At 71.6% G+C, this 20,704-nt stretch carries 19 protein-coding genes; 7 read left to right on the forward strand and 12 right to left on the reverse strand.

Annotation, left to right across the window (positions count from 1 at the left end):
* The first annotated feature begins 152 nt into the window (after positions 1-152).
* On the forward strand, positions 153-3,311 hold the full coding sequence (locus tag ACWDN5_RS33635) for a BTAD domain-containing putative transcriptional regulator (protein WP_449679130.1): 3,159 nt from the start codon (positions 153-155) through the stop codon (positions 3,309-3,311).
* Positions 3,312-3,391: 80 nt separating this feature from the next.
* Here ACWDN5_RS33635 and ACWDN5_RS33640 read toward each other — a convergent pair whose 3' ends face one another.
* Together ACWDN5_RS33640 and ACWDN5_RS33645 are read right to left on the reverse strand one after the other, a co-directional pair.
* A complete protein-coding gene (locus ACWDN5_RS33640; RefSeq protein WP_310969023.1) occupies positions 3,392-4,198 on the reverse strand; it encodes an ABC transporter permease in 807 nt (268 codons plus the stop codon).
* On the reverse strand, positions 4,195-5,172 hold the full coding sequence (locus ACWDN5_RS33645) for an ATP-binding cassette domain-containing protein (protein ID WP_310969022.1): 978 nt from the start codon (positions 5,170-5,172) through the stop codon (positions 4,195-4,197). The genes ACWDN5_RS33640 and ACWDN5_RS33645 overlap by 4 nt, the downstream gene beginning before the upstream one ends.
* Before the next feature lie 104 nt (positions 5,173-5,276).
* Here ACWDN5_RS33645 and ACWDN5_RS33650 point away from each other — a divergent pair, with 104 nt between their 5' ends.
* Positions 5,277-6,293 (forward strand): endonuclease/exonuclease/phosphatase family protein, encoded by a 1,017-nt coding sequence (locus ACWDN5_RS33650; RefSeq protein ID WP_449679131.1) that lies wholly within the window; start codon positions 5,277-5,279, stop codon positions 6,291-6,293.
* Here ACWDN5_RS33650 and ACWDN5_RS33655 read toward each other — a convergent pair whose 3' ends face one another.
* From ACWDN5_RS33655 to ACWDN5_RS33665, 3 genes are read right to left on the reverse strand one after another with little or no spacing between them, the layout of a single operon-like run.
* Complete coding sequence (locus tag ACWDN5_RS33655; protein WP_449679132.1) at positions 6,294-7,088, reverse strand: SIR2 family NAD-dependent protein deacylase; 795 nt, start codon at positions 7,086-7,088, stop codon at positions 6,294-6,296.
* The gene (locus ACWDN5_RS33660) at positions 7,081-7,392 is read right to left on the reverse strand and encodes an antibiotic biosynthesis monooxygenase family protein (RefSeq protein WP_310969019.1); all 312 of its coding nucleotides are present in this window, start codon (positions 7,390-7,392) and stop codon (positions 7,081-7,083) included. The genes ACWDN5_RS33655 and ACWDN5_RS33660 overlap by 8 nt, the downstream gene beginning before the upstream one ends.
* Before the next feature lie 31 nt (positions 7,393-7,423).
* On the reverse strand, positions 7,424-8,830 hold the full coding sequence (locus ACWDN5_RS33665) for a M1 family metallopeptidase (protein WP_449679133.1): 1,407 nt from the start codon (positions 8,828-8,830) through the stop codon (positions 7,424-7,426).
* A 75-nt stretch (positions 8,831-8,905) separates the two neighbouring features.
* Here ACWDN5_RS33665 and ACWDN5_RS33670 point away from each other — a divergent pair, with 75 nt between their 5' ends.
* Positions 8,906-9,652 carry an alpha/beta fold hydrolase gene (locus ACWDN5_RS33670; protein ID WP_449679134.1) on the forward strand — a complete coding sequence of 249 codons (747 nt, stop codon included), beginning with the start codon at positions 8,906-8,908 and terminating at the stop codon, positions 9,650-9,652.
* A gap of 149 nt (positions 9,653-9,801) precedes the next feature.
* Here the strand turns inward: ACWDN5_RS33670 and ACWDN5_RS33675 are convergent, their stop codons facing one another.
* From ACWDN5_RS33675 to ACWDN5_RS33695, 5 genes are all read right to left on the reverse strand, one after another.
* The gene (locus tag ACWDN5_RS33675; protein ID WP_449679135.1) at positions 9,802-10,758 is read right to left on the reverse strand and encodes a peptidoglycan recognition protein family protein; all 957 of its coding nucleotides are present in this window, start codon (positions 10,756-10,758) and stop codon (positions 9,802-9,804) included.
* A gap of 63 nt (positions 10,759-10,821) precedes the next feature.
* Entirely contained in the window at positions 10,822-11,697 is an 876-nt protein-coding gene (locus ACWDN5_RS33680; protein WP_449679136.1) for an A/G-specific adenine glycosylase, read from the reverse strand.
* Positions 11,698-11,706: 9 nt separating this feature from the next.
* Complete coding sequence (locus tag ACWDN5_RS33685) at positions 11,707-12,642, reverse strand: glycosyltransferase (protein ID WP_449679137.1); 936 nt, start codon at positions 12,640-12,642, stop codon at positions 11,707-11,709.
* 3 nt (positions 12,643-12,645) lie between these two features.
* Complete coding sequence (locus ACWDN5_RS33690; RefSeq protein ID WP_310969009.1) at positions 12,646-13,137, reverse strand: beta-class carbonic anhydrase; 492 nt, start codon at positions 13,135-13,137, stop codon at positions 12,646-12,648.
* A gap of 100 nt (positions 13,138-13,237) precedes the next feature.
* Positions 13,238-14,338, reverse strand: a complete 1,101-nt coding sequence (locus ACWDN5_RS33695) for a LacI family DNA-binding transcriptional regulator (protein ID WP_310969008.1) — start codon at positions 14,336-14,338, stop codon at positions 13,238-13,240.
* A 177-nt stretch (positions 14,339-14,515) separates the two neighbouring features.
* Here ACWDN5_RS33695 and ACWDN5_RS33700 point away from each other — a divergent pair, with 177 nt between their 5' ends.
* The 3 genes from ACWDN5_RS33700 to ACWDN5_RS33710 are packed head-to-tail and all read left to right on the forward strand — an operon-like array spanning position 14,516 to position 17,160.
* Positions 14,516-15,427, forward strand: a complete 912-nt coding sequence (locus ACWDN5_RS33700) for a metal ABC transporter solute-binding protein, Zn/Mn family (protein WP_449679138.1) — start codon at positions 14,516-14,518, stop codon at positions 15,425-15,427.
* Between the two features lie 2 nt (positions 15,428-15,429).
* Positions 15,430-16,275: a metal ABC transporter ATP-binding protein gene (locus ACWDN5_RS33705; RefSeq protein WP_449679139.1), complete on the forward strand. Its 846-nt coding sequence runs from the start codon at positions 15,430-15,432 to the stop codon at positions 16,273-16,275.
* A gap of 3 nt (positions 16,276-16,278) precedes the next feature.
* Positions 16,279-17,160: a metal ABC transporter permease gene (locus ACWDN5_RS33710; protein ID WP_310969003.1), complete on the forward strand. Its 882-nt coding sequence runs from the start codon at positions 16,279-16,281 to the stop codon at positions 17,158-17,160.
* Here ACWDN5_RS33710 and ACWDN5_RS33715 read toward each other — a convergent pair.
* Together ACWDN5_RS33715 and ACWDN5_RS33720 are read right to left on the reverse strand one after the other, a co-directional pair.
* A complete protein-coding gene (locus tag ACWDN5_RS33715; protein ID WP_449679140.1) occupies positions 17,157-18,365 on the reverse strand; it encodes a DUF445 domain-containing protein in 1,209 nt (402 codons plus the stop codon). The genes ACWDN5_RS33710 and ACWDN5_RS33715 overlap by 4 nt on opposite strands.
* Before the next feature lie 39 nt (positions 18,366-18,404).
* On the reverse strand, positions 18,405-19,580 hold the full coding sequence (locus ACWDN5_RS33720) for a DUF445 domain-containing protein (RefSeq protein ID WP_449679146.1): 1,176 nt from the start codon (positions 19,578-19,580) through the stop codon (positions 18,405-18,407).
* 161 nt (positions 19,581-19,741) lie between these two features.
* Between ACWDN5_RS33720 and ACWDN5_RS33725 the strand changes: the two genes are divergently transcribed.
* Entirely contained in the window at positions 19,742-20,653 is a 912-nt protein-coding gene (locus ACWDN5_RS33725) for a hypothetical protein (protein ID WP_449679141.1), read from the forward strand.
* Positions 20,654-20,704: the final 51 nt, after the last annotated feature.

Raw genomic sequence — 20,704 nt, forward strand, 5'->3', positions numbered from 1 at the left:
GCGCCGGCCAGCCGGGAAGCGACCAGCGACGGGTGCCGTTCGGCGAGCACCATCAGCGTCACATTCGGGACCTCCGAGGTCCCGAATGAGTCATTCGCGACCTTCCCGCGCCGCCGGGGACGCCGTCGTGCGCCGTCTGGAAAGCTGGACGCATGCGCGTTGCGCTGCTGGGCCCGCTGCGGGCGGCGGAAGACGATGGCACGCCGATCGACGTCGGGGGTGCCCGGCTTCGCATGCTCCTGGCCAGGCTCGCTCTGGACGCCGGGCGCGCGGTCGCCGCCGACGCGCTCGTCGATGGGCTCTGGGGCGCCGAACCGCCCGCCGATGCGGCCAACGCCCTGCAGTCGCTGGTCTCGCGGCTGCGGAAGGCCTTGCCCGTGGCCGTCGAATCCGGGCCCGGCGGGTACCGGCTCGCGGTGCAAGCCGGGGACGTCGATGCCGAGCGGTTCGAACGGCTCGCCGCCGAAGGCCGCCGGGAGCTCGCCGCGGGCCGGGACGCCCGCGCTGCCGACCTGCTCACCGAGGCCCTCGCCCTCTGGCAAGGCCCCGCGCTCGCCGACGTCCTCGACGCGCCCTTCGCGTCCGCCCCGGCGCGGCGGCTCACCGACCTGCGGGCCGAGGCGGCCGAGGACCGCTTCGACGCCCTGATCCGGCTGGGCCGGCACGCCGGGGTGCTCGCCGACCTGACCGCGGCCGCCGATGCCGATCCGCTGCGCGAACGGCTCGCCGGCCTGCGGATCCGCGCTCTGTGCGCGGCCGGGCGGCAGTCGGAGGCGCTGGCCGTCTACGCCGGGCTCCGCCGCACCCTGGCCGACCAGCTCGGCGTCGATCCCTCGGCCGAGCTGCAGGAGATCCACGTCGCCGCGCTGCGCGGGGAGTTCGCGCCGCCGTCGCCGGTGGCCGATCGGCTGCCCACGCGGCTGACCACGTTCGTCGGCCGCGACGACGAGCTGAAGCTGCTGGCCGAGCTCCTCGGCGGCGCCCGGCTGGTCACCCTGACCGGGCCGGGCGGCGCCGGCAAGACGCGACTGGCCACCGAGGCGGCGTCGCGGCACCCCGCCCACCAGCGGGGCCGGGTCTGGTTCGCCGCGCTGGCCGGCGTCCGCGACCCCGACGACGTCCCCGGCGCGCTGCTGGGCGCCCTGGAGGTCCGGGAGATCCGCGCCGAGACCGAGATAAACCGCCGCCAGCCGGAGCCGGTGGACCAGGCCGTCGAGGTGCTCGGCGGCGAGGAAGCGCTGCTGGTGCTGGACAACTGCGAGCACGTCGTCGACGCCGCCGCGCGGCTGGCCGACGAACTGCTGCACCGGGCGCCGCGGCTGCGGATCCTGGCCACCAGCCGCGAGCCGCTGGCCATCACCGGGGAGGCGCTGTGCCCGCTCGGCCCGCTGCCGGTGCCCGCGGAACGCGCCGCGCCCGCGGAGGCCGCCGAGCTCGACTCGACGCGGCTGTTCCTCGACCGGGCCGCCGCGGTCCGCCCCGACTTCGTGCTCGACGAGTCCACGGTGGACCACGTCGGCGAGATCTGCCGCCGGCTCGACGGGATGCCGCTGGCCCTGGAGCTGGCCGCGGCGCGGCTGCGGTCGATGACGGTGGCCCAGATCGCCGGCCGGCTCGGCGACCGGTTCCGGCTGCTCACCTCGGGCAGCCGGACGGCGTTGCCGAGGCAGCGGACGCTGCGCGCGGTCGTCGAGTGGAGCTGGGAACTGCTGGCCGAACCCGAACTCGTGCTGGCCCGGCGGCTCGCGGTGTTCGCCGGTGGCGCGGAGCTGACGCCGATCGAGGCCGTCTGCGCCGACGAGCTGCTGCCCGCCGCCGACGTGCCGTACGTGCTCGGCAGCCTGGTCGAGAAGTCCATAGTGGACACGATCGACAGCGGCGGCGAGCCGCGGTACCGGATGCTCGAGACGCTGCGGGTCTACGCCACCGAGCGGCTGGTGGAGTCGGGGGAGCACGACCGGATGCGCCGGGCGATGGCGAGCTACTACGCCGAGCTCGCCCAGCGCCTGGAACCGACGCTGCGCACAGCCGACCAGCTGCGGGCGATCGACCGGTACGAAGCCGAGAGCGCCAACATGATCGCGGCCCTGCGCGGCGCGATCGAGATGTCCGATGTGGACAACGCGGTCGCGTTGCTGGACGGGATGTTCTGGTACCTCACCATCCTCGGGCAGGGCGGGCGGATCGGCTCGCTGATCCGCGAGACCCTCGAGTTCGGCGACCGCCTGCCGCCGGCGGTGCTGGCCGCCTACCAGGCGCTGTGCTACCTGATGGACGCCATCCCGGTCCGGTCCGACCAGCCCGAGATCCTCCGGCTGGTCGACGACTGCGTGCGGAGCAACGCGGTCGACCGGTACCCGGGGCTCGCCGTGGCCCTGCCGATGCTGGCCTTCCTGGGCGGGGACCGGGAGATCGCCGTCCGGGAGGTGCGCCGGGCCGCGCAGCACCCGGACGCGTGGACCCGGGCCGGCGGGCACTGGGTGGAGAGCTTCCTGCTCGACGACGCGGGCGACGTCGAGGGCGCCGACCGGGCCCGCGACCTGGCGCACGCCGGATTCGAAGCGGTCGGCGACCGCTGGGGCATCGCGATGACGCTGAGCTTCAAGGCGTACTCGCTGTCGCAGAACGGCGACAGCGCCAAGGCCATCGAGACCTACCAGCAGGGCCTGGCCCTGTCGATGGAGCTGCGGTCGTACGAGGACGCCGTGCAGCACTGGTGGCGGCTGGCCGTCGAGCGGGCGCGCAGCGGCGACTTCGAAGGGGCCTGGCGCGACCAGGAGGCCGCGGAACGCTACGGCGAAGGCATCACGAACCTGCAGCACCGGGCCATCCTGATGTTCGGCAGGCTCGAACTGCTGCTGCGCACGGGCCGGCTGGCCGAAGCGCGGGCGCTGCTCGACCGCGTCGCCGCGATGGGCGGCGACGACTGGTTCCCCGGCGGCATCGGCGACGAGTTCATCCACGCGTTCGAGGCGCGGCTCCTGCTGGCCCAGGGCCGCGCGGACGAGGCCGAGCCGCACGCGGTGATCGCGATCCGGGCGACGAACCGGCGCGGCGACATGCCGGACCTGGCCGGGGCGGTGGAGCTGCTCGCGATGATCCGCGAGCGGCAGGGCCGTCCCGAGACGGCAGCCCGGGTGCTCGCCGCGTCCGCCGTCATCCGCGGCCGGCTCGACCTCGGCAGCCCCGAGGTGCGGGCGCTCATCGACGCCCTCCGCGCGGTGCTCCCGGACTACGAATCCTGCTACGAAGACGGCCGCCTTCTGTCCAAAAAGGACACGGTCGCCTGGCTCCTGGCCGAACTGGACTGAAGGGCCCCTTCCCCGCAGCAGCTGCGAGAAAGGGGCCCTTCAGCTTCCCCTGGCGCTACTCACCCCCGTGTGTGCGCCTTTCAGACCCGCCGGCGGTAGGCCCAGGTGGCCAGCGGGAAGAACACGATCACCGCGCCGGCCATCCAGGCCAGCGCCCCGGCCAGCGGGCCGGCGACGGCTCCGCCGTTCATCAGGCCGCGCAGCGCGTTCGCCATCAGGCTGACCGGGCTGATGTCCGCCCAGGCCCGCAGCCAGCCCGGCATGGTGTTCGTCTGCACGAACACGTTGCTGCCGAAGGTCAGCGGCATGATGAAGACGAACATCAGCGCCTGCGCCGAGCCCGGCGTCTTCATCAGCATGCCGACGAACACCGAGCCCCAGCAGAAGCTCAGCCCGAACGCCAGCGCGAGCAGGATCGCCACCGCGAACTCGCCGGGGCTGGTCGCGATCCGGTAGCCCATGATCGTGGCCACGACCATCAGCACGGTCAGGCAGACGACGTACCGCACGACGTCGGCGAGCACCGCGCCGATCAGCGGCGCCGAGCGGGCGATCGGCATGCTGCGGAACCGGTCGAACACGCCCTTGGTGACGTCGGTGTTGAGCTGCACGCCGACGGTCAGGCAGGCCTGCAGGATGTTCATCACGATGACGCCGGGCACGACCAGCTGCAGGTAGGCGTCGATCGAGCCGGACAGCGCGCCGCCGAACAGGTAGACGAAGATCACCAGGAAGATGATCGGCATCAGGGTGACGTCGGCGAGCTGTTCGGGGTTCTTGCGGATCTTCAGGATGCCCCGCCAGGCCAGCGAAAGCGCGTGCTGGAACCCCTTGCCGGGGCTGATGTGCCGCGGCGGGGCCGGGCGGTCGAGGGCCAGCGTCGTCATGCCAGGCTCCCTTCGAGGGTCTTGTCTTCGGTGGACTGTTCGGCGGTGTGCCCGGTCAGGGCGAGGAACACTTCGTCGAGGCTGGGGAGCCGCAGTGCCAGCTCGTCCGCGGTGATCCCGGCTTCGTCCAGCTTGCGGACCAAAGTGGACAGCAGCACCGGGTCGTTGACCGGCGCGGTGAGCAGTCCGGTCGCGTCGTCGCGGGTCGGCCGGACGCCGGACAGGTCGCCGAGGATGCGGTTGACGGCGTCCATGTCGGACAGCCGGGTCGGCCGCACCTGCAGCGTCTGCCCGCCGACGCGGCGCTTGAGCTCGTCGGCGCGGCCGTCGGCGACGACCCGGCCGTGGTCGAAGACGGTGATCTTGTCGGCCAGCTGGTCGGCTTCCTCCAGGTACTGCGTGGTCAGCAGCACCGTCGCGCCCTCGGCGACGAGGCCGCGGACGACGTCCCAGACCTCGTTGCGGGCGTGCGGGTCGAGCCCGGTGGTCGGTTCGTCGAGGTAGAGCACCTCGGGCCGGCCGACGAGGCTGGCGGCGAGGTCGAGCCGCCGCCGCATGCCGCCCGAGTACGTCCGGATCGGCCGCTTGGCCGCCTTGGTCAGCTCGAACCGCTCGATCAGCTCGGTGGCGCGGGTCTTGGCGTGGCTGCGCGGGTAGCCGTACAACCGTCCGATCAGGACGAGGTTCTCGATGCCGTTGAGGTCCTCGTCGACCGACGCGTACTGCCCGGTCAGCCCGATCAGGCTGCGGACCCGGACCGGGTCGGCGACCACGTCGTAGCCGCCGACGGTGGCTCTGCCGGCGTCGGGTTTCATCAGGGTCGCCAGGATCCGGACGGCGGTCGTCTTGCCGGCGCCGTTCGGGCCGAGCACCCCCACGACCTGCCCGAACGGGACCTCGAGGTCGACCCCGTCGAGCGCCTTGGTGTCCCCGAAGTGCTTGACCAGGCCCTCGGCCTGGATTGCGTGCGACATGGGCGTCCTCCTTCACTGTCGCTTCTGGGCTCACTGTGGACGGCCGCGCTGGTAAGCCGCGCACAGCGCGCTGTCAGCGGCTGGCAGGCGCTGGTGGAGATCTTGTGGAGGACTTGTCGGGGCAGCGGCCGAGCGGCGCCGGTCTCGGCATACTCGGCAGCATGGTGGTTGCGGAAGAGACGCGGTCGCGGCGGAAGAACCCGCTGGTCACGGGCCTGCTGGTGGTCCCGCTGGTGCCGCTGGCGCTGCTGGCGGCGCTGCGCCTGCTCGGCTACGACGGCGGCTGGTACACGCTGGTCGCGCTGTCGTTGACGCCGTTCGCGGCGGCCGCGGGGGTGCTGCTCGGCGGCGTCACCCTGGCGTTGCGGCGGTGGTGGCTCGGCGGGGTCGCGCTGGTGCTGGCGCTCGCGCTGGCCGTCCTCGTCATCCCGCGGGTGTCGGCGAGCGAGCAACGCACCGTGCAGGGCAAAACACTGCGCGTCCTCGCCTCGAACCTGCTCTACGGCCAGGCCGACGCGAAAGCCGTCGTCGACCTGGTGCGCGAGCAGCGGATCGACGTGCTGAACCTGGTCGAGATGACCCCGTCCGCGGTCGACCGGCTGACCGCGGCGGGGCTTTTCGACCTGCTGCCGCACCGCGTGCTGCACCCGGCGCCGGGCGCGTTCGGCTCGGGCATCGCGTCCCGCTTCCCGCTGAAGGAGGTCAACCTGACCGGCGATTCGGCGGCCAAGCAGCCGGGCGCGGAGGCCGACCTCGGCGAGGGCGTGGTGGTCGAGATCGTCGCGGTCCACCCGATCTCCCCGGACGTGGACACCCCGCTGTGGGAGCGCGAGATCAAGGACCTGTCCCAGCCGGCGGGCGAGCACGGGCTGCGCATCCTGGCGGGCGACTTCAACGCCACGCTGGACCACGCGGCCTACCGGACGGTCCTGTCCCGCGGTTACCACGACGCGGCCGAGGAGCGCGGCGAAGGCTTGGCCCCGACGTGGCCGTCGTCCATGCCGGTGGTGACGATCGACCACGTGGCGGTCGACAACCGCGCGGCGGTGCTGGACTATCGCGTGTTCGATGTGGCGGGTAGTGACCACCGAGCGGTGTTCGCCGAGGTGCGGTTGCCGTGATCAGCGGGGCAGGAGCTGCTTCAGCGTCTCCAGGGCCCCCGCCGCGATCGACACGCCGCGGCCGTGGCGGATTTCGGGTTCTCGCGGGTTGATCCGGATCAACGCGCCCGTCGCCGCGCTCGCCAGTTCGGCGTAGCGGCGGACCGTTGGGACCGCCTGGCCCGCTCCCAGCTCCACCACCACGAGGTCACGGGCCGTCCGGCGCCACGCCGTGAGCTCGTCCAGCTGGGCCTGGCTGCGGTCCGGGACCCAGGAAAAGTCGCCGAACATCAGGATGTTCGGGCGCGCCAACCCGCCGCAGCGGGGGCACGAGGGCAGCGGCGGCACCGCCCGCATGGTCTCCTCGTCGACCGCGACATCCACGTCCGCCGGCCAGATCTCGGACGTGCACCCGTCGAGGCACTGCAGGTGGTGGATCGAGCCGTGTGCCTCCGCCACGAACTCGAAGCCCGCCTTCTGGAACTGGCCGTCCACATTGGACGTGAACACGCGGACGCCGCCGGGCAGGCGTGAGCCCAGTGAGAGCAGCAGCCGGAAGCCCTCGTGCGGGACGGTCTCGCGGTACAGCGCGAGCCGGTGTCCGTAGAAGCCCCAGGCCAGCTCGGGATCGTCGGCGAAGTGGCGTGGGTCGGCCAGTTCCTCGAATTGCAGGCCGAGGCGGGCGTACGGCGGGTACGCGCGCCAGAACCCCTCGCCGCCGCGGAAGTCCGGGAGCCCTGAGTCGACGCCCATGCCGGCGCCGGCGCAGATCAGGAGTGCGCCGGCGCCGTCCAGGAGCTTTGCCGCCTCATTCACCCGGCTGGGAACCGAGGACGACCTCGAACTCCAGGAGGTTCGCGCCGGTGGACACCGGCTTGGCGCGCTCGCCCGAGTGCGCCGCCGCGGCCGGGCCGCCCTTCGCCCACGCCTGGTAGTGCTCCTCGGTTTCCCACTTCGTGTAGACGAAGTAGCGCGTCTCGCCGGACACCGGCCGCAGCAGCTCGAAGCCGAGGAAGCCGGGCTGCTCGTCGACGGAGTGCATGCGCGCGGCGAACCGCTTTTCCAGCTCGGGGCCGGCGCCCTCGGGGACCTCGATCGCGTTGATCTTCACGACACTCATGTCTCCCACCCTAGTTGGCTCCGGGGTGGCTTCAGCTGCGCAGTGAGCCGGGGAACAGGTCGGCGTCCGCGGGGAGCTTCGTGCCGCGGAACCACGTGTCGAAGAACGCCCGCAGGTCCTTGCCACCGATTCGCGTCGCCATCGTCTCGAAGTCGGCCCAGGTTGCGTTGCGGTGGCGGTAGCGGGCCGGCCACTCGTGCAGGAGGCGGTCGAAGGCCGGGTCGCCGATTTCGCGGCGCAACGCGTGCAGGGCCAGGATGCCCTTGTTGTAGACGCCCTCGAACTCGTGGCCCTGGCCCATGCCGACCAGCTTCTGCGCCCAGAAGTCCGTGCTGCCGCGGGTGATCTCGATGGCCGCGCGGTAGCGGTCGTCCAGGTTTTGGCCCTCGCGCTCGGCCCACAGCCACTGCGAGTACGACGCGAAGCACTCGTTCAGGCAGATGTCGGACCAGTTCCGCACCGAGACCGAGTCGCCGAACCACTGGTGGGCGTTCTCGTGCACCAGCGTCGGCAGGTCCGCCCACTTCGCGTACGTCGGCCGCGTCTGCGTCTCCAGCGAGAACGGGACCTCCTCGTTCAGGAAGATCCCGCCCGCCGCCGATTGCGGGTACGGGCCGAACTTGCCGCTCAGGAAGCCGAGCACCTCCGGCAGGCGGTCGCCGATCGCGCGGCGGGCTTCGGTGCCCGGGGCGTACGCCGAGACCACCGGGGTGCCGTCCTTCAGTGTCGACCTGTCGACACTGAACTTGCCGATCGCGATCGTCGTCAGGTAGGTCGCCACCGGGTTGGGCTCGGTCCAGGTCCCCGGCGGGCCCTCGCGGCCGTTCGAGAGCACCGTCCAGCCGGCCGGGACGTGCGCGGTGAGCGTGAAAGTCGCCTTGTCACGCGGGGTTTCGTTCGCCGGGTACCAGAACGCCGCCGAGTGCGGCTCGCCGACCATGTACGCGCCGCCGTCGGCCGAGTGCTTCCAGCCGTTCTCGCTGCCGCCGGTGTGCGGGGTCTTGGCCGGGTCGCCGCCGTAGCGCACCCGGGTGCGGAACGTCGTCCCCGCCCGGATCGGGGCCGGCGGGGTGACGACCAGCTCGAACGCCTTCTCCCGGCTGAACGTCGCCGGCTTGCCGTCGACTTCGACGCCGTGCACGTCCAGCCCGCGCAGGTCGAGGTCGAACCGGCTGAGGTCCTGGGTGGCCTTCGCGGTCACCGTGGTGTCGCCGTCGAGGTGCCCGCTCGGCGGGTCGTACTTGACGTCGACCTGGTAGCCGAGCGCGTCGTACCCGCCGTTGCCGTCGTCCGGGTAGTAGGGATCGCCGCCGCCGGACGCGCCCGGCACCGGGTGCATCGGTGGCGGCGGGGGCGGCAGCGTGACGGCGTCGCCACCGCACGCCGCGGCGAGGACCACCGCGGCGCAGACGGCCAGGGCGGTCAGTCGGCGGCGCACACCCACCACCATAGGTGATGGATTGCGATCGGTTGGTCACGTTCCGCACCAGCGGTTTTGTGGTTAGGTGGCCGCGTGCTCTGTTTCGGCGGCAGCGGCGTGCCGATCGTTCTGCTCCACGGCCTGATGGGCCGCGCGCGGACGTGGTGGCGGGTCGCGGAGTGGCTCCGGCCCTACGGCGCGGTGTACGGCCTCGACGCGCGCGGCCACGGCAACGCGCCGCGCGTCGGCCCGTGGACGACAGAGCGCTTCGCCGACGACGTCGCCGAAGCGCTGCGGACGCTCGACGCGGGCCCGGCTGTGCTCATCGGGCACTCGATGGGTGGCCTGCACGCCTGGGCGACCGCCGCGCGGTACCCGGAGCTGGTGCGCGCGGTCGTCTCCGAGGACTTCGCGCCGGACCAGCGCGGCCGGACCGTCGAGACCTGGCGCGGGTACTTCGAGAGCTGGCCGGTCCCGTTCAAGTCCCTGGATCACGTCCGCGAGTTCTTCGGCGACGCGGGCGGGTACTTCGCGGACTGCGTCGAGGAGCGTTCCGACGGGTTTCACCTGGTCGCGGACCTCGAGAACCTGTACGTGATCGCCGCCGAATGGGGCCGCCGGGACTACTGGGACGTCGTCGCGGCGATCCGCTGCCCGCTCCTGCTGGTCGAGGGCGAGCACACCGCGATGCCGCACGGCCAGCAGGCGCTCGTCGCCGATCGTGTCCCGGGCGCTCGCCACCTCGTGGTGCCCGGCTCGGCCCACCTGCCCCACGACGAGGCCCCGGAGACCTACCGAGGTGCCGTCGAAGCCTTCCTCAGCCAGGTCCTGGCCCGCTGAAACGGACGACACGCGTGATTGCCGGGTCGACACGCGTGATTGCAGGGTCGACACGCGTGATCAGAGGGACGACACGCCGCACGCCGTTGTATCGCCGTGTCGACCCTCAAATCACGCGTGTCGACCTCGTAATCACGCGTGTCGACCCTTCAAGCCCGGGCCAGGTCCGCTCGCCAGGCCGACGTCGACCGGTCGGCGGGGACGATGAGCGGCCAGACGTCCGCGCCGAGGAAGCCCGCCTCGTCGGATACCTTCGCCGCGGTGCACGTGTCCCGGGCCAAGCCGGCCTGAACGGACAAAGCGGTCACCGCGTCCTTTGTGGACTGACCGAAGACGCCGTCGGTGGGAACGCCGAAGCCGGACTTCCGCAGGAACTGCTGCGCCAGCTGCACCCGGCGGCCCGTGTCGCCCGGCTTGAGCAGCGGCCACTCGGCTTCGGCGCGTGCCACCGGCACGCCGAGGACGCGCCCGACGGCCGTCCGCAGCTCCGGCAGCCGGTTGTAGAGCACCTGGCCGGGGCACTCGGTCGAGTTGAAGTCGCGGTGGCCCTTGATGAACTCCGGCGCGATGCCGTACTGGCTCGCGATGTAGGCGACCAGCGAGACCAGCGAGTTCCACAGCGCCGGCGGCACGTCCACCGTGCTGTACAGGCCCTCGTTCTCGATGCCGATGACCTCGCTGTTGTGGTTGCCGACGTTCGCGCCCTGGACGTGCTTCGTGCCGCCGCGCAGGATCTCCAGGCTGCGGTGCCGTCCTTCGGTGATGTACCCGCCGCGGCTGTTCGTGAACTGCTGGCCGCTGTCGATCCAGCCGTTCTTGTCCATGTGCAGGTCTTGGATGAAGCGCGAGACGTAGAACGCGCGCGCCAGGGAGAAGTCGTCGTTCATCGGCGGGTCGACCGCGTGGTGCACGACGATGTAGGTCGGCTTGTGGTTCTCCACCACGATGGTGCCGATGGCGGGCCGGGCGCCCCAGTCGGACGTCGGGTGGATCGCCGGTACCGGCACGGCCGCGCCGGCCGTGCCCGTGGTCGTCATCCCCAGTGCGCCGGCCGCGGTCGCGGTCACCCCCGCCTTCAGCAGGGTCCGGCGGTCAACAGTGACCATGCGGAAAACGGTAACTCCGGACCGCGTCGATGACAACTATTGACCAACTTTGGTTGTAGCGCGTCAGTGTTCACCCGGCAGGGCGAAGAGGCCGTCGCGGGTCTGCTCCAGCAGGCCGTCGACCAGCAGGGAGTCCAGGCAGCGGTCCCGCTGCCCGCCGTCGTGCCACACCTGGTCCAGGCGCGCCTTCTCGACCGGTCCCTCGCTGCCGCGCAGGACGTCGAGCAGCCGCCCGCGGACGTACCGGTCGGTGCCCGCGTACCGCTGCACCGGCTTGGCCGGGCCGGTGTACTCCGGTCGCCCGGCGAGCTGCCACGCGCATTCGTCGTAGATCGGGCAGTCCGCGCACTTCGGGGCCCGTGCGGTGCAGATCAGCGCGCCGAGCTCCATGATCGCCGCCGAGAACTTCGCCGCGGGCGCGTCTTCGGCCGGCAGCAGGGCCTCGACGTCGGCCATGTCCCGGGTGTTGGACGCCGGCCCGGCGTCGCCGGCGCCGTGCACCGCCCGCGCGACGACCCGCCGCACGTTCGTGTCGACGACCGGTGCCCGCCGCCCGTAGGCGAACGCGGCGACGGCCCGCGCGGTGTAGGCGCCGATCCCGGGCAGCGCGAGCAGAGTGTCCACATCGGACGGAACGACGTCGCCGTGCTCCTTCGCGATGACCCCGGCAGCCTCGTGCAGCCGCAGCGCCCGGCGCGGGTAGCCGAGCTTGCCCCAGGCCCGCACGACCTCGCCCTGCGACGACGCGGCCAGCGCCGAGGGGACCGGCCAGCGTGCCATCCACTCGTGCCAGATCGGCTGCACCCGGACGACCGGGGTCTGCTGGAGCATGATTTCGCTGACCAGCACGCCCCAGGCCGTGCAATCCGGCGAGCGCCACGGCAGATCCCGGCCGTGCGCGGAGAACCAGTCGAGCAGTACGTCAGCGTCCACAGCCACGCCGGGAGGCTACTTCGCGTACTTCGGCAGCTCGCGGGCGACCTCGTCCGGAGACGGCATGGCGGCGATCTCCTCGGCGGTCGCACGGGCCGCTTCCCGGCAGGAGGACGCCTTCCGGGCCTGTTCGGCCACGGCTTCCGCGGTCAGCTCGCTAGGCAGCAGGCACACGGCGGCACCCGCGGCGACGAGCGCGTCGGCGTTGGCGAACTGGTCGGCGCCCTGCGGCAGGACGAGCTGGGGCACGCCCGCGGCGAGCGCGCCGAGGGTGGTGCCGCTGCCGCCGTGGTGCACGACGAGGTCCGCGTGCGCGATCGCCGCCGCCTGCGGTACCCAGGCCAGGGCCGTCACGTGGGCCGGCAGCGGCCCGGTGGCCACCCCGCCGGTGGCCACCACGACGGGCGTACCGAGCGTGGCCAGACCCTCGATCGCCGTCGTGAGCACCTCCGGGGTGCCGAACGCGGTGCCGAGGGTGAGGTAGATCAGCGGCCCCGGGAAGTCGCCCGGCTCGGCGAACGGCACCGGCCGCACCGGGATCCGCTCGGCGGTCGCGAGGAAGTCCGCGTCCTGCAGGGACGGCGGGCAGACGTCGAGGTGCACGCCGCCGGTGGGACGCTCGAACCCGATGCCGGGCGGGAACATCCGGCCGAACCCGTGCCAGAGCGCCGGGATCCCGGCGCGCTCCGCCGCGTCACCCACTTCCGGGACGCCCCAGCCGTGCACGACCAGGTCCGGCCGCAGCCGCTTCAGGTCGGGCTCGATGTCCTCGGCGTAGATCTCGTAGAACGAGTCCGCGGGCCGGAACGGGTTCAGTCCCCGCAGCGACTCGTGGACGTGCTCGCCGACGGCGAAGTGCACGTCGTGCCCGATGTCCCGCGCCGCGACCGCGAGCGGGACCATCGGGTACGTGTGGCCGGCCGACGCCAGCCCGGCGAACAGGACCCGCAAGGCCTACTCGACCTCGGTGAGCTTCCCGGTCTTGACGTCGTAGACGAACCCGCGCACGTTCTCCGTGTGCGGCAGGTACGCACTGCGCCGCACCCGCTCCACCGAAGTCCGGACGCTGTTCTCGACGCTGCGGAACGCCTCGACCGACCACGTGGGCCGCAGGCCGGTGTCGCTCTCGAGCTCGTCCTTGAAGTCGTCCTCGGTCACCATCGAGAGGCCGCACTCGGTGTGCTGGACGATCAGCACCTCACGCGTGCCCAGCTTGCGCTGCGACAGGGCCAGCGAGCGGATCATGTCGTCGGTCACCACGCCACCGGCGTTGCGGAGGACGTGCGACTCGCCCTGCAGGAGGCCGAACAGCTCGAACACCCGGATGCGGGCGTCCATGCAGGTGAGGATGGCCACCTGGAGCGACGGCTTGGGGGACGACCGGTCGCCGGGCGTCACCTCGCCGAGTTCCTGGTTGCGCTTGAGCAGTACGTCGATCGAGGTCATCGGTCACCTTCCGGCCAGTGGCCCCGCGGCGCGGGCGTACCACTCCATTTGACCGGGTGACTACCCCGATGAGCAATGCGCTAAGAGCAATGTCACCAGGTCATCCGCCGAACCACGGCTCGTCGACGGTCCGCGGCGGGCCCGACGTGCGCCCGACGCGCAGCTCGGTCGGCAGGGTGATCACCTTCGGCGCGCTGCGTTCGCCCGAGCTGAGCAGCAGCCGCCCGGCCGTCTTGCCCTTCTCCAGCACCGGCTGGTGGACCGTGGTGAGCCCGATCCGCTCGGCTTCGGCGATGCCGTCGAAGCCGGTCACCGTCAGGTCCTGCGGCACCCGCAGCCCGCGCCGCTCGGCCTCGGCCATGGCGCCGAGCGCGAGGATGTCGGAGGTGCAGATCACGGCCGTGATCTGGGGGTAGGCGTCCAGCAGCTGGCGGGCCGCGGACGCGCCGTCGTCCACGGTGTGGTCGAACCGCTCGACCACCGGGACGCCCGCCCAATCGACGCCCGCCGCCGAGAACGCCACGGCGAGCGCTTCCAGCCGGGTGCGCTGGACGTGGAAGTGCGCGCCGCTCTGCCGCGTCGCGGAGACGAAGTCGTCGTTGCGCTCGCGGGCCAGGCGCATGCAGATGACGCCGACCTGCCGGTGGCCCAGCGTCACCAGGTGCTCGGCGATCTTGCCGACGGCCGCGGCGTCGTCCGGGCCGACGCGGTCGATGCCCTCGAGGCTCGGCTGGTCGATGATCACCGTCGGCACCGGGCGCTCCAGCACGGCGGCCAGGTGCGGGTCGTCGTCCGGCACCGAATAGACGACGAAGCCGTCGACGCCCGCGCGGTGCACCGCGGCGACGTCTTCCCGGCCCGGGCTGGCCGGCACCAGGTGCAGGCCGACGCCGGCGTCTTCGCAGGCCAACGCCAGTCCTTCGAGGACACCGACGGCGGCGGGGTCGCGGAACGCGTAGGAGAGGTTCTCGGTGAGCAGCAGCCCGACCGCGCCCGCCTTGCGCGTGCGCAGGGAGCGGGCGACCGGGTCGGGGCCGGGGTAGCCGAGGCGCCGCGCGGTCTCGAGGACGCGGCGGCGCAGTTCCGGGGACAGCTGGTCCGGCCGGTTGTAGGCGTTGGACACCGTGGTCCTGGACACACCGAGCTCCGCCGCGAGCGACGCCAGCGTCGCCTGCCTCCGGGTGCGAATAGGACGGCCCATCTGCAAACCGTAACGGTTCAGATCGGTTTCCTGAAGAGACACCCCGCGTGGTCGATGTCTCGATCCGCATGCGTGGAGACGCATACACCAAAGCGGGATCTGATGGCCAGAAAGTCATCCGGATGGGGTAAGGTGAATCTGACAACGGTTTCCATTAGCGTCTTCAGGAGTCCCCGCATGAGTTCCCGTCGCACCAGGAGCGTGCTCGCCGCCGCTTCGGCTCTGTCCGTGTTCGCCTTGGCCGCGTGCTCCGGCGGGACGTCCTCCGACGGCGGCGGCGCGCAGGCGGGCGGCGACGGCAAGGTCAAGGTCGTCGCCTCGACGGACGTCTGGGGCAGCGTGGTCACCGCCGTCGGCGGCGAGAACGTCGAGGTCAAGTCGATCATCCACGACCCGTCGGCCGATCCGCACTCGTACGAGACGACGGCGGACGACGCCCTCGCGGCGAAGGGCGCGCAGCTGCTGCTGTCCAACGGCGGCGGCTACGACGAGTTCTTCGGCAAGCTCACCGAGCAGGCGGGGAGCGCGAAGAAGCTCGTCGCCTACGACATCGCCGCGACCGGCGACGAGAACGAGCACGTCTGGTACGACCTGCCGGGCGTCGACAAGGTCGCCGACCAGCTCGCCGCGCAGCTCGGCGAGCTCAAGCCGGCGGCCAAGCAGCAGTTCACCGACAACGCGGCGGCGTTCAAGGCGAAGGTCGACGCGCTCGAGAAGCGGCTCGAAGAGCTCGGGACCACCCACCCGGGGACGAAGGTCGTCGTCACCGAGCCGGTCGCGCACTACCTGCTGGCGAGCGCGAAGATCACCGACGCGACGCCCAAGGCGTTCTCGGACGCGGTGGAGAACGACACCGACGTCCCGGCCGACGCCGTCAGCGCATACAAGCAGCTGATCGCGACCAAGCAGGTCAAGGCGCTGGTCAACAACGAGCAGACCGTGACGCCGCTGACCCAGGACGTCGTCAAGCAGGCGAAGGAGGCCGGGCTCGGCTTGGTCGGCGTGACCGAAACGCTCCCCGCGGGTGTGACGGACTACATTGGCTGGATGACCGGGGAAGTCGACGAGCTGGCTGGGGCGTTGAAGTAGGCATGTCTCCCGCCTCCGATGACGTACGCCCCGCGGTCCGGGTCCGCGGGGCGGGCCTCGCGTTCGGCCCGCGCACCCTCTGGTCCGGGCTGGACCTCGTCGTCGAGCCGGGCGAGTTCCTCGCCGTGCTCGGCCCGAACGGCTCCGGCAAGAGCAGCTTCCTCAAGGCGCTGCTCGGCATGCAGGACCTGTCGGCGGGCACGGTCGAGATCGCGGGCGGCCGCACGGGCGGCGCGAACCGCAAGGTCGGCTACATCCCGCAGCAGCGCGCGATCGACGAGTCGCTGACGCTGCGCGGCGTCGACCTGGTCGGGCTGGGCCTCGACGGGCACCGCTGGGGGTTCGGGTTCCCAGGCATCGCGGCCCGGCGCCGGCTCGTTTCCGAAGCGATCGACGCCGTCGGGGCCACGCGGTACGCGAAGCAGCCCGTCGGCCGGCTGTCCGGCGGCGAGCAGCAGCGGCTGCGGGTGGCCCAGGCCCTGGTCGGCGACCCCGAAGTGCTGCTGTGCGACGAGCCGCTGCTGTCGCTCGACCTGGCGCACCAGCGCGCGATCAGCGAGCTGATCGACGCCCGCCGGCGCACGGCGGGTACGGCGGTGCTGTTCGTGACGCACGAGATCAACCCGGTGCTGCCGTTCGTCGACCGGGTGCTGTACCTGGTCAACGGCCAGTTCCGGATCGGCAAGCCGGACGAGGTCATGACGACGGAGACGTTGTCGGAGCTGTACGGCACCCGCGTCGAGGTGCTGAAGGTCGGCGGCCAGATCCACATCGCGGGCGCGCAGAGCGCGTTGTGCGAAGCGGAGCCGCACCACCACGAACACGACGTCGAAGAGCAAGTGGGCTGAGTCTTGGATCTGTTCGACTTCGGCAAGACCTGGGAGCTGATCACCGAGCTCGACGGCGTCCAGACGGCGCTGCTGGCGGCGGCGATCCTCGGCCTGGTGGCGGGTGTGCTGGGCCCCCTGATCGTGATGCGGCGGATGTCGTTCGCGGTGCACGGGACGTCCGAGCTGGCCTTCACCGGCGGAGCGGCGGCCCTGCTGCTCGGCATCGGCGTCGAGTACGGCGCGCTGATCGGCGCGGTGGTGGCGGCGCTGCTGCTGGGCATCCTGGGGGCGCGCGACGCCGACCGCGACTCGGTGATCGGCGTGATCCTGTCCTTCGGGCTCGGGATGGGCGTGCTGTTCCTGTCGTTCTACAAAGGACGGTCCGGGAACAAGTTCGGCATCCTCACGGGCCAGATCATCACGATCGATTCGACGAACCTGACGTTGTTCGTGGTGTCGTCGGTGGTGGTGCTGGCGGTGCTGGCCCTGGTGTACCGGCCGTTGCTGTTCGCTTCGGTGGACCGGAACGTGGCGGTGGCGCGCGGGGTCCCGGTGAAGACGCTGACCGTGGTGTTCGCGCTGCTGGTGGGTGTCTCGACGGCGTTGAGCGTGAAGGTGGTCGGCTCGCTGCTGGTGGTGGCCCTGATGGTGACCCCGGCCGCCGCGGCGGCCCGCGTGACGGCCTCGCCGTGGAAGGCGACGGTGCTGTCGGTGGTGTTCGCCGAGGTGTCGGCGATCGGCGGGATCGTGCTGTCCCTGGCGCCCGGCCTGCCGGTGAGCGCCTTCGTGACGGCGATTTCGTTCTTGATCTACGTGGTCTGCCGGGTGCTCGCCTGGCAGCGCGACCGCCGGACCCGGGTCCGTTCGGTGGACCCGGCCCCGGATCTGGTCGCGGCGGCCTAACCCAGCATCATCAGGACCTGCAGCTCGCCGACCACGAACCCGATCACCCCGCCGACGGCGATCAGCTTCCACTCGTCCTGCCGGAACGCCGGCCGCAGCAGGCCCTCGAACTCCAGCGGTGTCAACGCCAGCATCCGCTGCTCGATCACCTTCGCGACGTCCATCGCCTCGGTCAGGTAGCCCTCGGCGTAGCGGGCCGTGTCCGGCAGTTGCTCCAGGGCCTTCCGCGCCGCGGCCTGCTTCATCTCCTTCAGCCGGGTGCCGCCCACCGTCCAGGCCAGGGGCACCTGCGCGTCGACCGTTTCCGACACCAGGTGCTCCACCCGGGCGGCCAGGCGGTCCGCGCGGGGGCCGCGCAGGATCGCGTCCAGCAGGTTCTGGACCGTGAGGACCTCGTTCGCGATCAGCTCGCCGTACTGCCGTGCCACCTCGGCCCGGCGGCGCTGGAACTTGCCCTGGAAGATCACCCGGCCCACCCGCACCGGCTCGCGCGGGACGAAGATCAGCTTGATCGCCAGCCAGTCGGTGCACAACCCGATCACCCCGCCGAAGGCCGGCAGCACCCACGGCTCGCGGGTGAACGCCCACACGATCGTCTGGACCAGGCCCAGCCCGAACCCGAAGTAGATGCCCATCCGCGCGATGAAGGCCATCTCCGGGCGGGACGTCTCGCGGATCAGCCGGACCAGCAGCGCGCGGTCCCGGGTCAGCCGCTGGACCGTCATGTGCTGGACGTCGAGGACCTCGTCGAGGTTCTCGCGGACGTCGTCCAGGAACTCCCGGACCAGCCGCGGTGCCGACGCCTGGACCTGCTTGATCAGCATTTCCTGCGCCAGCGTCGGCAGGACCTCCCACAGCCGCGGGTGGTGCTCGGCCAGCACCTCGCGCGCGGTGTGGTCGACCGCGCGCAGCAGCGGCTGCTCGAGCTCGCTGGTGATGATGACGGGGTCGATCCGCTCGAGCACCTCCCGGAGGTCGAGCAGGTTCGCGGTGAGCAGCTCGGTCGCGACCGCGGCCATCCGCCCGCCATGTTTCGGGACGACGCCCTGCCAGCCGAGCAGCGGCGGGATCCCGACGAAGTCGAGGGGCCGGAACATCATCTCGATGGCCACGCGCTTGGTGACGTACCCGATCAGCGCGGCCACGAACGGCATCGCCGCGTAGAGCGGCCAGTGCAGGGCGAGGTCGTGCAGGACAGCGTCCATCCGGCCTCCCTCGCGATCCCGAGATCGAAACCGTACCGGCTACCCGAGCAGGGCGAGCACCTGCAGTTCCCCGACGAGCCCGCCGATCACCGCGCCGACCGCGATCAGCTTCCACTCGTCCTGCCGGAAGGCCGGCCGCAGCAGCTGCTCGAACTCGAGCGCGCTCAGCCGCTTCATCCGGTCGACGATCGTGTTGCGCACGTCGAGGGCGTTGACCGCGTAGTCCTCGGCGTGCCGGATCGTCTCCGGGACGCGTTCCGCGGCCTTCGCCGCCGCCGTCTGCTTCATCTCCTGGAACCGCTTCGTGCCGACGGCCATGGCGACGAACGGCTTGACGACGCTCGCCTGCGCGTCGATCGTCTTCTGCACCTCGCGGGTGATCAGCGCGAACAGCCGGTCCGACTTCGGGCCGCGCAGCACCGCTTCCAGGAGGTTCGGGATGGTGATGATCTCGCGCGCGATCATGTCGCCGTAGTCGGCGGCCACCTGGTCGCGCCGCTTCTGGAAGACGCCCTGCCAGGTGTAGACGCCGAAGAACCGCTTCGGCTCGCGCGGCAGGAAGATCATCTTCAGGGCCAGCCAGTCGGTGAGCCAGCCGATGCCGAGGCCGAACAGCGGCAGCACGATCGGCGACTTCGTCAGCGCCCACACGACGAGCTGGACGCAGCCGAGGGCGAACCCGAACGCGAGGCCCGAGCGGGCGATGAACCGCATTTCGGGCCGGGAGATGTCCCGGATCAGCCGGTTCAGCAGGGCTTTGTCGCGGACCAGGTTGGTCACGACCATGTGCTTGAGGTCGAGGACGTCCTCGATGTTGCCGGCGATCTCCCGCATGATCTTGGTGATCGCCTTCGGCGCCTCGGCCTGGACGCGCTTGAGCAGCAGCTGCTGCGCGCTGTTCGGCAGGACCTCCCACAGCCGCGGCTGGTAGGTCTCCATCACCTCGCGGGTGACGTCCTCGACGACCCGCAGCAGCGGCTGCTCGATCTCCTTCGCCACCTCCGCCGGGTCGAGACGGGCGAAGATCTCCTTCGGGTCGACGAGGGTGGTCGTCAGCATCTCGGTGGCGGTGGCCGCCATCCGCTCGGCGTTCGCCGGCAGCACGCCCTGCCAGCCGAGGAACGGCTTGACGCCCACGAACTCGAGCGGCCGGAACATCATCTCGATGGCGACGCGCTTGGTGACGTAGCCGATCAGCGCCGCGATGACCGGCATGGTGACGTACACCTGCCAGTGCGTGCCGAAGTCCACGCGCGCACGTTAGCGGCTCGGTGCCGGACCGGGTGGAATGCCATGCGTCACGACGGGTTACCGAAATCGTGATGCATCCTTTTGGCGGTACGCATCGAAGGTCCCCGGCTCATTAAGGTGGCCCGATGGTCGCGCCTGAGAAGCCCCAGTCCGCCCCGAAGACCGCCCAGTTCGCCGTGGGTGTCCGCGGGTACAACCAGCGCCAGGTAGACGAGCGGCTCGCCGAGCTGACCAAGGAGCTTCGCGAGACGTCCCGCAACCGCGACGACGCCGTCGCGACGTCCGCGGATCTGACGAAAGCGCTCGCCTACGCGCAGAAGGAGCTGGCCGAGACGAAGGCCGCCCTGGCCAGGATGAGCTCGAGCCCGTCCGGCGCGGGCGCGATGGCCGAGCGCGTCCGGATGATGATGCAGCTCGCCGAGGAGGAGATCGCGGACCTCCGCTCGGCGGCGGAGGCGGACGCGGCCTCGACCCGCGACCAGGCGGACAAGTACGCGCACGAGACCCGCCGCACGGCCGACAAGCTGGCGAAGGACGCGGAGGAAGAGCGCGCGCGCCTGCTGTCGGAGGCGAAGGGCGAGATCGAGAAGCTGAACGCGGCGGCCGGGGCGAAGAGGGTCGAGCAGGCGGCGGCGGCCGAGCGGGCGCGCAAGGAAGCGGACGCGGCGGCCGAGGCGGCGGCGGCCGCTGTGCGCGAGGAAGCGGACCGGGTCGCCGCGGAGGAGCTGGCCGCGCGGAAGAAGGCCTTCGAGGAGGAGTTCGCGCGGAAGAAGCAGGAGACGGAGGCGGCTCTGGCCTCGGCGCAGGCGTCGCAGGCGTCGGCGGACCAGAACCGGAAGCTGGCACTGGACCTGCGCGCGAAGGTGGCCGAGCGAATCGCGGCGACGGATGAGGCGGTGAAGGAAGCCATGCGCTTGCTGGCACCGCCGGAGGACGCTGCTCCGGCCGAGAAGCCGGCTCCGGCTCCGGCTGCGAACGGGGAGCGGAAGCCGGCTCCGGCGCCGAAGGCTGCTCCCGCGGCTCCGGCCAAGGCTTAGCCGTCCACATCGGGCTGGGTCGTCCACGGATTTCGGGGGCCCAGCCCGCCC

This window comes from Amycolatopsis sp. NPDC003731 (assembly GCF_053586895.1).